Source organism: Aeromonas sp. FDAARGOS 1409, assembly GCF_019048705.1.
Lineage (GTDB): Bacteria > Pseudomonadota > Gammaproteobacteria > Enterobacterales > Aeromonadaceae > Aeromonas > Aeromonas sanarellii.
Genome location: NZ_CP077395.1, coordinates 3408241 through 3422402, shown reverse-complemented (window position 1 = coordinate 3422402; position 14162 = coordinate 3408241). Strand labels below are relative to the sequence as shown.

General features: G+C 62.5%; 18 protein-coding genes. 13 read left to right on the top strand and 5 right to left on the bottom strand.

The genetic code is table 11. The annotated features are described in order from the left end of the window. Positions 1–17 precede the first annotated feature (17 nt). Positions 18–1262 (bottom strand): dicarboxylate/amino acid:cation symporter, encoded by a 1245-nt coding sequence (locus I6L39_RS16095; RefSeq protein ID WP_042075668.1) that lies wholly within the window; start codon positions 1260–1262, stop codon positions 18–20. 269 nt (positions 1263–1531) lie between these two features. Between I6L39_RS16095 and I6L39_RS16090 the strand changes: the two genes are divergently transcribed. From I6L39_RS16090 to I6L39_RS16080, 3 genes are all read left to right on the top strand, one after another. Next, complete coding sequence (locus tag I6L39_RS16090) at positions 1532–1816, top strand: pyrimidine/purine nucleoside phosphorylase (RefSeq protein ID WP_216990209.1); 285 nt, start codon at positions 1532–1534, stop codon at positions 1814–1816. A 157-nt stretch (positions 1817–1973) separates the two neighbouring features. Further along, on the top strand, positions 1974–3356 hold the full coding sequence (locus tag I6L39_RS16085; RefSeq protein ID WP_209792187.1) for an L-serine ammonia-lyase: 1383 nt from the start codon (positions 1974–1976) through the stop codon (positions 3354–3356). Positions 3357–3640: 284 nt separating this feature from the next. Beyond that, a complete protein-coding gene (locus I6L39_RS16080; protein ID WP_042075674.1) occupies positions 3641–5011 on the top strand; it encodes an L-serine ammonia-lyase in 1371 nt (456 codons plus the stop codon). A 190-nt stretch (positions 5012–5201) separates the two neighbouring features. Here the strand turns inward: I6L39_RS16080 and I6L39_RS16075 are convergent, their stop codons facing one another. Then, positions 5202–6161: a lytic transglycosylase domain-containing protein gene (locus I6L39_RS16075; RefSeq protein WP_216990208.1), complete on the bottom strand. Its 960-nt coding sequence runs from the start codon at positions 6159–6161 to the stop codon at positions 5202–5204. After that, positions 6161–6439: a YcgL domain-containing protein gene (locus I6L39_RS16070; RefSeq protein WP_042075678.1), complete on the bottom strand. Its 279-nt coding sequence runs from the start codon at positions 6437–6439 to the stop codon at positions 6161–6163. The genes I6L39_RS16075 and I6L39_RS16070 overlap by 1 nt, the downstream gene beginning before the upstream one ends. Before the next feature lie 106 nt (positions 6440–6545). Between I6L39_RS16070 and minC the strand changes: the two genes are divergently transcribed. From minC to I6L39_RS16040, 6 genes are all read left to right on the top strand, one after another. Beyond that, a complete protein-coding gene (gene minC / locus I6L39_RS16065) occupies positions 6546–7262 on the top strand; it encodes a septum site-determining protein MinC (RefSeq protein WP_216990207.1) in 717 nt (238 codons plus the stop codon). A gap of 18 nt (positions 7263–7280) precedes the next feature. Continuing rightward, complete coding sequence (gene minD / locus I6L39_RS16060; RefSeq protein ID WP_042075682.1) at positions 7281–8093, top strand: septum site-determining protein MinD; 813 nt, start codon at positions 7281–7283, stop codon at positions 8091–8093. A gap of 2 nt (positions 8094–8095) precedes the next feature. After that, entirely contained in the window at positions 8096–8362 is a 267-nt protein-coding gene (gene minE / locus I6L39_RS16055) for a cell division topological specificity factor MinE (RefSeq protein WP_042075683.1), read from the top strand. Positions 8363–8535: 173 nt separating this feature from the next. Then, the gene (locus I6L39_RS16050) at positions 8536–8862 is read left to right on the top strand and encodes an HI1450 family dsDNA-mimic protein (protein ID WP_042075684.1); all 327 of its coding nucleotides are present in this window, start codon (positions 8536–8538) and stop codon (positions 8860–8862) included. Then, entirely contained in the window at positions 8847–9623 is a 777-nt protein-coding gene (mtgA, locus tag I6L39_RS16045; RefSeq protein WP_216990206.1) for a monofunctional biosynthetic peptidoglycan transglycosylase, read from the top strand. The genes I6L39_RS16050 and mtgA overlap by 16 nt, the downstream gene beginning before the upstream one ends. 283 nt (positions 9624–9906) lie before the next feature. Next, positions 9907–10230, top strand: a complete 324-nt coding sequence (locus I6L39_RS16040) for an HI1450 family dsDNA-mimic protein (RefSeq protein WP_209792179.1) — start codon at positions 9907–9909, stop codon at positions 10228–10230. Between the two features lie 44 nt (positions 10231–10274). Here the strand turns inward: I6L39_RS16040 and I6L39_RS16035 are convergent, their stop codons facing one another. Together I6L39_RS16035 and I6L39_RS16030 are read right to left on the bottom strand one after the other, a co-directional pair. Then, positions 10275–10586: a DUF1289 domain-containing protein gene (locus I6L39_RS16035; protein WP_042075689.1), complete on the bottom strand. Its 312-nt coding sequence runs from the start codon at positions 10584–10586 to the stop codon at positions 10275–10277. 1 nt (position 10587) lies between these two features. After that, entirely contained in the window at positions 10588–11457 is an 870-nt protein-coding gene (locus I6L39_RS16030; RefSeq protein WP_042075691.1) for a S1 RNA-binding domain-containing protein, read from the bottom strand. A 270-nt stretch (positions 11458–11727) separates the two neighbouring features. On the opposite strand from I6L39_RS16030, the gene I6L39_RS16025 reads away from it, so the two are divergent. From I6L39_RS16025 to I6L39_RS16010, 4 genes are all read left to right on the top strand, one after another. Further along, positions 11728–12960 carry a UPF0149 family protein gene (locus I6L39_RS16025; protein WP_216990205.1) on the top strand — a complete coding sequence of 411 codons (1233 nt, stop codon included), beginning with the start codon at positions 11728–11730 and terminating at the stop codon, positions 12958–12960. Positions 12961–13110: 150 nt separating this feature from the next. After that, positions 13111–13581 carry a MarR family winged helix-turn-helix transcriptional regulator gene (locus tag I6L39_RS16020; RefSeq protein WP_042075694.1) on the top strand — a complete coding sequence of 157 codons (471 nt, stop codon included), beginning with the start codon at positions 13111–13113 and terminating at the stop codon, positions 13579–13581. Beyond that, entirely contained in the window at positions 13578–13766 is a 189-nt protein-coding gene (locus tag I6L39_RS16015) for a DUF4250 domain-containing protein (RefSeq protein WP_042075696.1), read from the top strand. Before I6L39_RS16020 ends, I6L39_RS16015 begins: the two co-directional genes overlap by 4 nt. 160 nt (positions 13767–13926) lie before the next feature. Beyond that, entirely contained in the window at positions 13927–14106 is a 180-nt protein-coding gene (locus I6L39_RS16010) for a hypothetical protein (protein ID WP_042075698.1), read from the top strand. The last annotated feature ends 56 nt before the right edge of the window (positions 14107–14162 follow it).

Below are 14162 nucleotides of genomic sequence, written 5' to 3'. Positions count from 1 at the left end.
TCACGCCTGGCCCGGTATCAGGCCTCCTTGCTCCAGCGATCCGGATCGTAATCCGGGCTGTAGCGATCGACGATGATGGCGCAGGCCGCATCGCCGGTGATGTTCAGCGCGGTCCGGATCATGTCGAAAAGGCGATCCAGCGCGAACAGCAGCGGCAGACCCTCGATGGGGATCCCGGCCGCCAGCAGCACGGCGACCACCAGGAAGCTCGGGCCCGGCACGCCGGCCTGACCGATGGCACCCAGGGTGGAGGTGACGATGATCGCCGCCCAGGCTCCCATGGAGAGATCGATGTTGTAGACCTGGGCGAAGAAGATGGCGACCAGGCCGTAATAGATGGCGTTGCCGCTCATGTTGATGGTGGCGCCGAGCGGCAGCACGAAGGACGCGGTGGCGTTGGTCACCTTCAGATCGCGCTCGCAGGTCTCCATGTTGACCGGCAGGGTCGCCATGGACGAGGCGGTGGAGAAGGCCACGATCTGCGGCTTCTTCATCGCCGAGAAGTACTTGCGTACCGGCGTGTTGGAGAAGAACGCGATGAGCAGCGGATAGACCACGAAGCCGAAGATCAGGATGGCGGCGACATAGACCACGAACAGCTTGAGCACCAGGGTCAGCACGTCGAAGCCATAGGTGCCGATGGCGTCGGCCATCAGGCCGAATACCCCGATGGGGGCAATCAGCATCACCTTGTTGATCATCCAGACGAAGGCGTCCACCAGGGTGTTGAGCCCGTCCACCAGCGGCTTGGCGCGCTCGCGGGGCTGCTTGGCCAGGGCGATGCCGAGGAACATGCAGAACACCAGGATCTGCAGGATGTTCGCCTCGTTCAGGGCGCTGAACACGTTGGTCGGGATCATGCCGAGCAGGGTGGCGATCGCATCGGGCAGTTCGCCCTTGTCGGCGTAGTCACCGGAGAACATGGCCGCGGTGGAGCCGAAGTCCACGCCGACGCCGGGCTTGAAGATCTGCCCCATCACCAGGGCCAGGAACACCGCCAGGGCTGAGGTAATGAGGAAGAAGGCGAGCGTGGTCACCCCTATCTTGCCCGCGGCGGGGCTCGCGCCCAGGTTGGCGGCACCGGACAGGATGGCGACCGCCACCAGCGGGATCACCAGCATCTTGATCAACTGGATAAACAGGGTGCCGAGCGGCGCAAACACCGTGGCCTGCTCTCCCATGAGCGCCCCCGCCAGCGCACCCAGCACCATGGCAACCACGACCTGGAAGCCGATATTTTTGATTAATCCTTTCGTTAACACAGAATGTTCCTTTATTTAGCAATTACTCACACTTTTGCAGCGTAAATGACCACCCAGAGCGTCAAATCCTCTCCATTGCTCTGGCGGTGCGCTTTATCTCATATTTGCATGCCGTTTAACATCCCGATTCCTGAACGGATCGAATTTTTCATATCTCCGAAAAAACGGAGCCTCATAGGAACCTCATCGGTTTTCACCGATTTCACCATGACAAAGACCAAAACAGTGTGCTACGTTGGCCTTGCAAACGTGCATACAGGGAAGAAAAGATGCTGAAAGTTAACGAGTATTTTGACGGAAATGTTAAATCTATCGGTTTCGAGCAAAAAAGCGAGAAGGCCACGGTCGGTGTGATGGAAGCGGGTGAGTACCTGTTCAACACCGCCGCCCCGGAACGCATGACGGTGATCAAGGGCGCCCTCACCATCCAGCTGGCCGACGAGGATGAGTGGCACACCTACCATCAGGGCGAGTCCTTCGACGTGGCCGGTCACTCCTCGTTCAAGCTGGAAGTGAAGATCGCCACCGCCTATCTGTGCGAGTTCCTCGACTGATGGCGTCACGGGCGCCGTGGGATGCCGGACCGGCTCTCATGGCGCTCTTCACCCTGACCCCATTTTCGCACCGCCATCACACCCCGCCCTTTCCCCCCTTTTCAACGACTACAAAAAATTTACAATGTTTAGACGAAATCCATAATTGGAGTACGTCATGATCAGTGTCTTCGACCTGTTTTCCATCGGGATAGGCCCCTCCTCCTCCCATACCGTGGGGCCGATGCGGGCCGCCTTCGCCTTCGTCCACGCCCTCAAGCAGAACGCACTCCTCTCCCGTACCGGGCGCGTCGTCACCGAGTGTTACGGCTCACTGGGTCAGACCGGCAAGGGGCACGGCACAGGCAAGGCCATCATCCTGGGGCTGGCGGGTTTTGAACCCGAGTCCGTGGATATCGAAGCCATTCCCGCCTTCCTCGACCAGGTGGAGCACAGTCAGAGCCTGCGCCTCGGGGGGGAACAGCCGAGCCAGTTTCCCCGGGTCGGCGCCATCCTCTTCAACCGGCGCAAGACCCTGCCCGCCCACTCCAACGGCATGACGTTGCGTGCCTTCGACGGCGAGACCCTGATCTTCGAGCAGACCTACTACTCCATCGGCGGCGGCTTCATCATCGAGGAGAGCCACTTCGCCAATGCCCGGGAAGAGGCCGCCCGCTTCGATGCCGCCCACCCCATCCCCTACCCGTTCGAGAGCGGTGCCGAGCTGCTGGCCCAGTGTCAGGAGAGCGGCCTCTCCATCTCGGGGCTGATGCTGGCCAACGAGAAGGTGTTTCGCAGCGAGGCGGAGATAAAGGCGGGCCTGCGCAAGATCTGGCAGGCGATGCAGAGCTGTGTCGAGCGCGGTTGCAGGAGCGAGGGGGTGCTGCCCGGCGGCCTCAAGGTGAAGCGCCGGGCCCCCGCCCTCTATCGCCAGCTCTGTGGCGAGACCAGCTTCAACAAGGATCCCCTGATGGTGATGGAGTGGGTGGACCTGTTTGCCCTGGCCGTCAACGAGGAGAACGCCGCCGGCGGCCGGGTGGTGACGGCCCCCACCAACGGCGCCGCCGGCATCATCCCCGCCGTGCTGCACTACTATGATCGCTTCGTGCGCAAGGTGGATGACGATCTGCTGATGCAGTACTTCCTCACCGCCGCCGCCATCGGCATCCTCTACAAGAAGAACGCCTCCCTGTCGGGGGCGGAGGTGGGCTGCCAGGGCGAGGTGGGCGTCGCCTGCTCCATGGCCGCCGGCGCCCTGGCCGAGCTGCTGGGGGCCAGCCCGGCCATCGTCGAGAACGCCGCCGAGATCGGCATGGAGCACAACTTAGGTTTGACGTGCGATCCCATCGGCGGCCTGGTGCAGGTGCCCTGCATCGAGCGCAACGCCATGGGGGCGGTCAAGGCGATCAATGCCGCCCGGCTCGCCCTGCGCGGCACCGGCGAACACAAGGTGTCCCTGGACAAGGTGATCAGAACCATGTGGGAGACCGGCAACGACATGAAAACCAAATACAAGGAAACCGCCCGTGGCGGCCTCGCCGTCAACATCACCGAATGTTAATGCGCCGTAAACCAGCCACATACGACACTCAACTACCCGGCCTTGCCGGGTATTTTTTTGCAAAACGTTTGCACGGCGCTTAACAAAATGGATAACCATCAAAATAAATTTTATACTCGCGCCGCGAATTCAACAAAAATAGATCTGTTTCAACTTTTTTTAGGCATAGAGCCGTTACACTGTGGTTATCCGGTTCCCTGGCCTTTGTGACGACAGACCCGTCCCATGGATCCCCTTTCTGCGAGCGGGCATGGCGCCCCCTTCTACCCTGAGGTAATTGTTACATGATCAGCGTTTTTGATATCTTCAAAATCGGTGTTGGCCCCTCCTCTTCCCACACTGTCGGCCCCATGAAGGCTGCCAAACAGTTCGTGGATGAACTGCGTGCTGGCGGCAAGATCCGTGACATCACCCGGATCCAGGTCGATGTCTACGGCTCCCTCTCCTGGACCGGCAAGGGCCACCACACGGATACCGCCATCATCATGGGCCTGGCGGGCAACCTGCCGGAAAACGTCGACATCGACGCCATTCCCGAGTTCATCTCCCGGGTCGAGCAGACCGGGCGCCTGCCCATCGGCCTGCACTGCCACACCGTCAGCTTCCCGAAGGGGGCCATGGTGTTCCATGACGAGGCCCTGCCCCTGCACGAGAACGGCATGAAGCTGACCGCCTTTATCGAAGACGAGGCCATCTACAGCAAGACCTACTACTCCATCGGTGGCGGCTTCATCGTCGACGAAGAGAACTTCGGCAAGGGTGACAGCGGCGACATGGCCGTCAGCTACCCGTTCAAGAGCGCGGCCGAACTGCTCGCCCATTGCGGCCAGAGCGGCCTCTCCATCTCCGCCCTGATGATGGAGAACGAGAAGTGCTTCAACACCCCGGAAGAGATCTACAAGAAGCTCGGCAAGATCTGGACCACCATGCGTGAAGGGATCGAGCGCGGCTGCCGCACCGAGGGCGTGCTCTCCGGCCCGCTGCGGGTACCGCGCCGTGCCGCGCCGCTCTATCGCCAGCTGACCACCAACGAGAACCTCTCCAACGATCCCATGAACATCGTGGACTGGGTCAACATGTTCGCCCTGGCGGTGAGCGAGGAGAACGCCGCCGGTGGCCGCGTCGTCACCGCGCCGACCAACGGTGCCGCCGGCATCATCCCGGCCGTGCTGGCCTACTATGACAAGTTCATCCAGCCGGTGGGTCGCGACGAGTACACCCGCTTCTATCTGGCCGCCGCCGCCGTCGGCATGCTCTACAAGATGAACGCCTCCATCTCCGGCGCCGAAGTGGGCTGCCAGGGTGAAGTGGGCGTCTCCTGCTCCATGGCCGCCGCCGGCCTGACCGAGCTGATGGGCGGCAGCCCGGAGCACGTCTGTGAAGCCGCCGAGATCGGCATGGAACACAACCTGGGTCTGACCTGCGACCCGGTGGCCGGCCAGGTACAGGTACCCTGCATCGAGCGCAACGCCATCGCCGCCATGAAGGCGGTCAACGCCTCCCGCATGGCCCTGCGTCGCACCTCCAAGCCGCGGGTGTCCCTCGACAAGGTGATCGAGACCATGTACATCACCGGCAAGGACATGGACTCCAAGTACCGCGAGACTTCCCGCGGTGGCCTGGCCATCAAGGTGATGCAGGTTGCCTGCGACTAAATCCGGATCGCGATGACATGAAGAGAGCGGGATATATTCCCGCTTTTTTTTTGGTCGTTATTTCACGGGCTTGCTGAGCAAAGCCCTTGATTAAGGCGCGTTTGATAGAGAAGCAAAGAGAAAAAACAGGCGACAAGCGACCCGATGCGGGTGGCCATGAGGGGTGGGTCAGTGAGGGAGCAAGAGGCGACTATTCCCCGATGCGATCGGCCAGGGTGCCGACGGCCACCACGAAATAGGGTGAGCGGTTCCAGTGACGCAGCACCCGGTAATTGTCGTAGGCGAGGTAGCTGCGCCCGTGAATATCGTCGGGGCGGATGAGGGAGGCCTGCATGTCGACCCTGGGCAGGGGGGAGCCGTCCAGTTGCCGCACCCCCAGCGCCTGCCAGGCCGAGAGCGGCTTGCGGGTCTCAAGCCCCAGCAGGGCAGGATCGAGATCACCGGGCACCCTCACCCGCCGACCCCAGGTCTCGTCCTCGCGCCAGCCGTTCCGGTGCAGATAATTGGCAGCGGATCCAAAGACATCCGCGAGATTTCCCCACAGATCCTTCCTGCCATCCCCGTCCTGATCCACCGCGTATGCGAGGAAGGAGGAGGGCATGAACTGCACCTGCCCCATGGCCCCCGCCCAGGATCCCTGGAAGGCGGCCGGGCTCACATGCCCCTGCTCCAGGATGCGAAGGGCATCGAACAGTTGATCCTTGAAGAAAGCTTCCCGTCGTCCGTCCCAGGCCAGGGTCGCCAGGGAGGAGATCAGCGGGAAATTACCGGTCAATTTGCCGAAATTGGTTTCAATTCCCCACAGGGCGACAATAAAACGGGGTTGCACCCCATATTCACGGCCTATTTTTGTGAGCAGCGGCAAATGCTGGCGATATAAGGCGTTGGCTTGCTTGACTTTCCATTCCGGCACCGCGCGGGGAATATATGTGTCCAGCGTCAATTTGAATTCCGGCTGGTTTTTGTCGTGCCGGATCGCCGCCTCGATGAGGCGGACATCGGCAAAGGCGGCCTGCACGGTGGCGGCCGGGATCCCCGCTGTCACCGCCTCCTGTTTGAGGCCCTCGACATAGCGTGCGAAGTCGGGGCTGGCCTGCAGTGGCGCGCTCAACAAACCGCCGAGCAATAGCAGCGCCAGCCGACCCCGCATCAGGATGAGGCCTTCAATTGCGCCTTGTGCTGCTCCAGCAGGTTTTCCGGCGGGGGCGGTACCTGCAGGTAGAAGCCCTGGCTCTTCAGGGCGGCCATCACCCGCTCGGTCGAGGCCAGCCCCAGGGGTTTGGCCGGGTCCAGTTTGGTCATCAGGACCAGCTCGGGACGCCCGAAGGTACTCATCAGTGCCTCTGGCACCCGGGAAAAGTCCTCTCTTCTTTCAATAAAGAGATAGGTCTCGGCTTTTTTGCGACTTTTATAGACTGCACACAACATGGAACTTGATATAATCCGACGGGTTTATTGCCTCTGGTGGTGGCAAACTATAACATCAGGAATTGAATAACAATAACGTATTGCCGTCTCGGTTCGGGGAAGATTCATGGTTGAACGCGATAACGAATTGAAAGGGACCACCTTCACTATTTCTGTGTTGCATCTCAGCGATGGCAATCCGGCCCGGATCCGGCAACTGCTGGAGGCCAAGGTCGCGCAGGCCCCCCAGTTTTTTAATTGTGCCCCCCTCGTCCTCAATGTGGAACGCCTCACCGAGATCCCGGATTTCGAACAGCTCAAGGAGCTGGTCGAGTCGGAGGATTTCGTGCTGGTCGGCATCACAGGGACCCGGGACGAGGCGATGAAGACGGCGGCCAAGGCGGCCGGTCTCGCGGTGTTGGTCTCGGGCAAGAGCCGCAAGGCCGAGCCCGTGGCACCCGCGCCGCCCCCCGAACCTGAGGCAACACCAGTCGCCCCCGTTCAGGCCCCCCTGGAGGCGAGCAAGGTCCACGTCGGGCCGGTGCGCTCCGGCCAGCAGATCTATGCCGCCGGCACCTCCCTGGTGGTACTGGGCTCGGTGAGCCCGGGCGCCGAGGTCATCGCCGACGACAGCATCCATGTTTATGGCGCCCTGCGTGGCCGTGCCATCGCGGGGGCCAAGGGCAATCCCCAGGCCCGCATTTATTGCCAGCAATTGCAGGCCGAGCTGCTCTCCATCGCGGGCACTTTCCAGCTCAGCGATGCATTGCCGGCAGGCCTGATCCAAGAGCCAGTCCATATCCGGCTGGACAACGAACAACTTCGTATAGACCGAATCAAATAGAGTTACAAGGAAGCGAGAATGGCGCGAATCATAGTCGTTACATCGGGCAAAGGTGGCGTTGGCAAGACCACAACCAGCGCGGCCCTGAGTACCGGTTTAGCCCAGCGTGGCCACAAGACAGTGGTCATCGATTTTGACATTGGCCTGAGAAACCTGGATCTCATCATGGGCTGCGAGCGCCGCGTGGTGTATGACTTCGTCAACGTCATCAACGGGGAAGCCAACCTCAACCAGGCCCTCATCAAGGACAAGCGCTGCGAAAATCTGTTCATCCTGCCCGCCTCCCAGACCCGGGACAAGGACGCCCTGACCCGTGACGGGGTCGAGAAGATCCTGGATCAGCTGGCAGAGATGAAGTTCGACTACATCGTCTGCGACTCCCCCGCCGGCATCGAGTCTGGCGCCCTGATGGCGCTCTACTTCGCCGACGAGGCCATCGTCACCACCAACCCGGAAGTCTCTTCCGTGCGCGATTCCGATCGCATCCTCGGCATCCTGGCCTCCAAGTCCCGCCGTGCCGAGCGTGGCGAGGATCCCATCAAGGAGCACCTGCTGCTGACCCGCTACTGCCCGACCCGCGTCAACCGTGGCGACATGCTGAGCGTGCAGGACGTGCAGGAGATCCTGGCCATCAAACTGCTCGGGGTGATCCCGGAGTCCCAGGCGGTGCTGCGCGCCTCCAACTCCGGCGAGCCGGTGATCCTGGACAAGGAGTCCGATGCCGGCCAGGCCTATGAGGACGCCGTCGCGCGCCTGCTGGGTGACACCAAGGATTTTCGTTTTCTGGAAGAAGAGAAGAAGGGCTTCTTTAGCCGACTGTTCGGGAGTTAAACATGTCATTATTGGATTATTTTCGTTCCAACAAGAAACAGAACACCGCACAACTGGCCAAAGAGCGGTTGCAGATCATCGTCGCCCACGAGCGCTCATCCAGAGGGGGGCCGGATTACCTGCCCCAGCTCAAGCAGGACATCCTCGACGTGATCCGCAAATACGTGGAGATAGACCCTGACAAGATCACGGTCCAGCTCGACAAGAAGAGCGACGAGCTGTCGGTGCTGGAGCTCAACATCACCTTCGCCGACGACAAGAAGGGATGAGCTGACGCCCCATGCGCGACCCTTTCCCCCAATGAAGACCGGATCCTTTGCCAGGATCCGGTTTTTTATTGGTGCCGGCACATCTCGCCAAGGGCGACGGGGGCGGCTAGAATACCGCGCACCACGAGGGCCTGCCGACGGCGCCCCTCCCCATCATCTGGAACACCGAACTTATGTCTTTGCACGACGAAATGCACAGCGTCGAGGAACTGCTCGACACCGCCCTCGCGCTCTTCATGGAGCTGGCCTCCGACAACCTGCCCGAGCAGGAGATCGCCCGTTTCAACCAGGAGTTCAACGACCGCGGCCTGCTGGCGGAAACCGATCCCGCCGACGACTGGGCGGCGGACGTGGGCTTCGAAGTCAGTGATGCCGACTATATCGAGGTCTGGATCGGCCTTGGCAACGAACAGGAAGAGTACGAACACCTGTTCGCCCGCATGCTGCTCTCCCGCCGCGTCGACGAGAAGTTCTGCCACATCGAATGGCTGCCCCAATAATTCCGGACCCCGATGATCCCGGTCACTATGACTGGGACGCAGAGCCCGAGCCCGTGAGGGCGACGGGGTGGCGGCGCCTGCTGGGCTGGCTCGGCAAGCTGTTGCTGGCCGCCTTCCTCAGCACCATAGTCTCGGTGGCATTGCTGCGCTTCATCGATCCCCCCATGTGGACCTGGCGCCTCGAACGGGCGCTGTTCCCGCCGGCCAAGGTGGCCGAGGTGAAGCACGACTGGGTGCCCCTCGAGCAGATCTCCCGCGAGCTACAGCTGGCGGTCATCGCCGCCGAGGATCAGCGCTTTGCCGAGCACAACGGCTTCGACATGGATGCCATCAGCTCCGCCCTCAGGCACAACCAGCAGAGCCGGCGGGTGCGTGGCGCCAGCACCCTCAGCCAGCAGACGGCGAAGAACCTCTTCATGTGGAGCGATCGCAGCTTCCTGCGCAAGGGGATCGAGGCCTGGTTCACCCTGCTGATGGAGCTGGGCTGGGACAAGTCCCGCATCCTCGAGGTGTATCTGAACATCGTGGAGTTCGGGCCCGGCATCTATGGCGCCGAGGCCGCCGCCAGGCACTACTTCGGCAAGCCGGCGGCGCGGCTGACCCGCTACGAGGCCTCCCTGCTGGCCGCCGCCCTGCCCAACCCCTGGCGCTACCGGGTCAAGCCCCCCTCGCCCTATGTGCAAAAGCGCTCGGCCTGGATCCGCCGCCAGATGGGCCAGCTCGGCCAGATCACCCTGAACCGGGTCCACGAGGCGGGCTAGGCGGGTCGGCGGCATCGGGCGCAGGGCCAAGATGACCGCCGACGGTTTCCCGGTGCAACGGCAGATAGTGCCACCACCAGGTCTCCCGTCGCCGCGTGATCCGTCGCCTGTAGTGTCGTCGCTTCATGCTGCCTGCACGCCTCGTCATGCCGCCCGCGCGGCGGCTCTGTTAACCTTATCCCCTGATCCCGCCATTTGACAGCACGGCGTCACCGCCCCCGGGCTGGCTGCCCATCCCAATACTTGTTAAAGTGGCGAACCTGGACGTATCTGGAGTGATTTCATGGAACAACGTAGCCCGGATCAGCTGGTCGAGTGGGCCTATGATCAGTTTCTGGAGCAGGCCGCCGACATGCTGGCCCCCGAACAAATCGTCGACATTACCCTCGAGTTCGAGCAGCGTGGCGCCGTCGAGGCGACCCTGCCCAATGCCGACTGGTCGACCGAACTCGGCGAACCGGTCGACATGGCGCGTTGGGCCGAGGTCTGGGTCGGCTTGCTGGATCATCAGGAGGAGTTCGAGGTGATCTACGCTACCTTCCTGCTGCCCCGGGATCAGAGTGAACACGAGGTGCACGTTCGCTGGCACCGCCAGCAACAGGCATAAGAAAGGCGCCCCTGGCGCCTTTTTCGTTTTTGCGATTCACCGGTTCAGGGCCGTGCCGCGACGGCCTTGGCCAGGCAGCGCCGGCACCAGCAGGCACCGGCATCGCTCATGGGCAGAGCCGGCAACTGGCTGCACCAGCAGCGCTCGATGGGCTCACCGGCAGAGACGGCGCAAAACGCCGGCTCGCCGCATCCCGGGCAGACATGGGTGCTGATGGTCCCGTCCAGCTCCGCCATGCGCGCCAGCTGGGCCTCGCTGTCCATGGCGGACCACTGGCCTATCTCGGTCAGGGTCCGACCGCAGCCGAGGCAGAGCCCATCCCTGGCCTGGCACTGGCCTATGCAGGGGCTCGGCACCTTATTCGCCGTCCCCGGCCGCATTCGCCCCGGTGAGGCTGATGCTGTTGTCTTCGATGACGATCCTGCCCTGCTTGTAGAGCCCGCCGATCGCCTTCTTGAAGGTGCCCTTGCTCATGTTGAACATCTTGTAGATGAGCTCGGGGTCGCTCTTGTCCCCCACCGCCAGACTCCCCCCCTGCTTTTGCAGCCGGGTCAGGATGCGCTCCCCGGCGTCGTCCATGCGGGCCAGCCCGGGTTTTTGCAGGGCCAGATCCAGCTTGCCATCCTCACGCACCTGCTTGACCCAGGCGGTCAGCGGCCGACCCGTCATCACCCGGCCGAACACCTCGTTCCTGAACAGCATGCCGGCGTACTGGCCGTTGACCACTGCCTTGATGCCGAGGGGGGTGTGTTCCCCCGGCAGGGCCGTCACCTCGTCGCCGGCCTTGAAGGGGGGATCGCTGCGCAGGAAGCGCTCCAGGCGACTGGTGCCCACCATGCGCCCCTCGTTGTCCAGCATCAGGTGCACCAGATAGACGTGACCCACCTGCATCGGCTTGTTCTGCTCGCGGCTCGGCACGAACAGATCCTTCTTCATGCCCCAGTCGAGGAAGGCGCCTATCTTGTTGGCGTTGACCACCTTGAGGCCGACGATGTCCCCCACCATGGCGAAGGGCTTGTCGGTGGTGATCACCGGCTCGCAATCGGCGTCCAGATAGAGGAAGACGGACACCTCACCCCCTTCGGCGACGCCTTCCGGCAGCTGGCGCCTGGGCAGCAGCAGCTCGCCGTATTCCCCCGCAGCCAGCCAGGCGCCGCGATCCTCGAGCTCAACGACGGTGAGGGTGTTCATCTTGCCAATCTGTAACATGGTGATCTCTTCTTTCAATATCCGGATGGGCCCGTTTTGCCGGCCCGTAAATGGAGGCGCATCGCCGCCGTCGTCCGACGTAAAGAGGACGGGGCTTATTTCTCATGCAGGCGCGCATGTTACCCCAGAGCGGGGGCTGGACCTAGTCCTCTGCCCTCTGGACGCGGACTATTTTCCCGTTCCCTAGCGCCCAGATTGGCGATATTAGCAGCATTCGGTCGCCCCTTTACTGCAAATAACCCCACTTTTAGGTAGACTTCGCGGCCGTCAAATCCGGAGGAAGCGTCGATGAACCCAGCCACTCGTACCCGTCATCTCAATCAGTGGATCCAGGCCCACAGCCGGCAGGACATGAGTTATCCGGCCCTGCACGGCTTTCTCTGCGCCCGCCTGGCGGGGCCGACCGCCCCCGACTGGCGGGATCCGCTGGCCGGTCTGCTGCCCCATGAGGCCGAGCTGGACGAGAAGAGTGCCGAGGCGCTGCACCAGCTGATCGCCGAGCTGGAGGCCCAGGCCGACGCGGCACAGCTCACCCTGCCCAGCCAGTGTCGCCTCGCCACCGACAACCCGGAGCAGGTGTTTGACAAGAGCCATCCTCTGGGCCAGTGGAGCTACGGCTTCAGCCAGGGGGTCGCCTGCTGGCCCACCCCGACGGACCTGAACGATCCGGCCACCCGCCAGCGCTTCAGCCTGGTCGCCGAGCTCTGCCTGTTTCGCGACAAGCCCATGGCCATGATGCTGCACCAGGCTGCGGCCAGCGAGCTGCCCTTCCTCGATTTTTGCAAGCGCCAGCGCCAGCAGATGAAGACGGCCCTGAACCTCCTGCTCGGCCTTGAACACTACGAAGCCAGGCCCGAGGAGCCAGAGCTCCCCGAGAACGACCAGACCCGCCAGTGGCAGCAGTGGTTCGAGCAGGCGGCCCAGAGCCGCGACCCCCTCGCCCGCCTTGGCTGGTTCGACCGCATCGTGGCCGATGCCACCCCCCTGTTCGACGAGGCGTTCTGGCGGCAGCACGCAGGCCATGGCTGGCAGGCCCCCGAGGCCCGGCCCCTGATCGCGGCCAGGGCGGGGCGGGCCGACTGCCTGCTGCGCCTGGGACAGCTGGCGCAGGCCAGGGACGAATACCTTGCCCTGCTCGCGCTCTGCCTCGCCGACGAGCCGGGTTGCCGCCACCCTCTCTCCAGCCTCTATGCCCTGCAAGGGGAGTGGGACGCTCTCAAGGCGCTGCTGGTGCGCTTCGACGAGGCCTCCTGCTGGCTGCTCTACAACAGGGCGCTGATGAGCTTTGTCTGCGAGGGGCCAGAGGCGGCCCGCCCGCATCTGGCCGCCGCCCTTGGCGCAAACCCCCATGTGCCCGCCTGCCTGCTGGGCCAGCGCAAGCTCCCCAGGCAGGATCCCCCGCACTGGCAGCCGGGCAGCCGGGACGAGGCCGCACTCTATGCCTTGCAGAGCCGTGAGGCCTGGCTTGCGCATAATGCCTTGATCTGGCTGCGTAAAGGGGTCAGCAAACAGGTCAGTTGAGAGCCTATTTGTCCCCTTGATGATGCAACACGTGCGCAAACGCACATTTTTCTGGTGCCTGGTCGGACAAATGCCCCTGTGTTACGTATCATCAAGGTCAAAGTATCAAGAGAAACTGCACTCGATGCAGCCGCCACAGCAGGATGTCATATGTCGAAGATCATAGAGCTGCTCGCGCATTACCCTCCCTATCAGCTGGTGCACGCCGCTGAGATGGTGCGCGATACCTTTGAACAGTTTTATCAGCAGCGTTACCAGCTGACGGTCCCCCAGTGGCGCCTGATGATGGTGCTCGGTCCCCACTACCCCATCAGCCAGAAGGAGCTGGTGGAGGCGAGCGGCATGGACAAGGTGCGGATCTCCCGCGAGATCCACCGCCTGGTGGAGAAGGGCATACTGTTCACCGAGAACAGCGTGCAGGACAAGCGCATCAGCCTGGTCTCCTTCACCCCGGCGGGGCTCACCCTGTTCCAGCAGCTCAAGACCGAGGCGGGCAGCTGGCAGCATACCCTCACCGACTATCTGCCGGAGGAGGCGCGCCAGAGCATCCGCTTCCACCTGCAGAGCGTCAGCGACGCCATCGAGCAGCTCCACCTGCTGGACAAGGAGCAACAGTCATGAAGCTGACCCAGTTTGCCACCATGGACGTCAACATGCTGCTGAGCCTGGTCAACATGCAGCTGCGTGATCACTACGATGATCTGGACGATCTCTGCCAGTCCCAGGATCTCGACAAGGCGGCCCTGGTGGCCCGCCTCGCCACCGGTGATTTCCACTATCTGCCCGCACAGAGGCAGTTCAGATAGGGATCCGGATCACAACCCGGCCCATGCCGCTGGCGACGGCGACAAAAACTGCTATGGTGATGGCTACCCGGTCAGTGGCCAGTGGCAAGGCGTACGGATACATCTTGCTGTCACAGACCGAGGTTAGCCTCTCGTTCAGCCCAGCAGCCAAGGATGACCCATGATGCGCCTGACCCGTTCCACCAGCCTGATCACCCTCAGCGCCCTGCTGATGATCAGCCTCTTCTCCCCCCAATTGCCTGACAGTGCCGAACAGTGGCTCACCACCCTGCTGCTGGGGTCCCTGGTGGCGGTCTGCCTGATGGTCGGCAGCGGCTGCCGCCACTTCCTGCGGGAGTGACTCGCCTGCGATACCTCGCAAAAAAACAACGCAGCCCTTGGGCTGCGTTGTTTTTT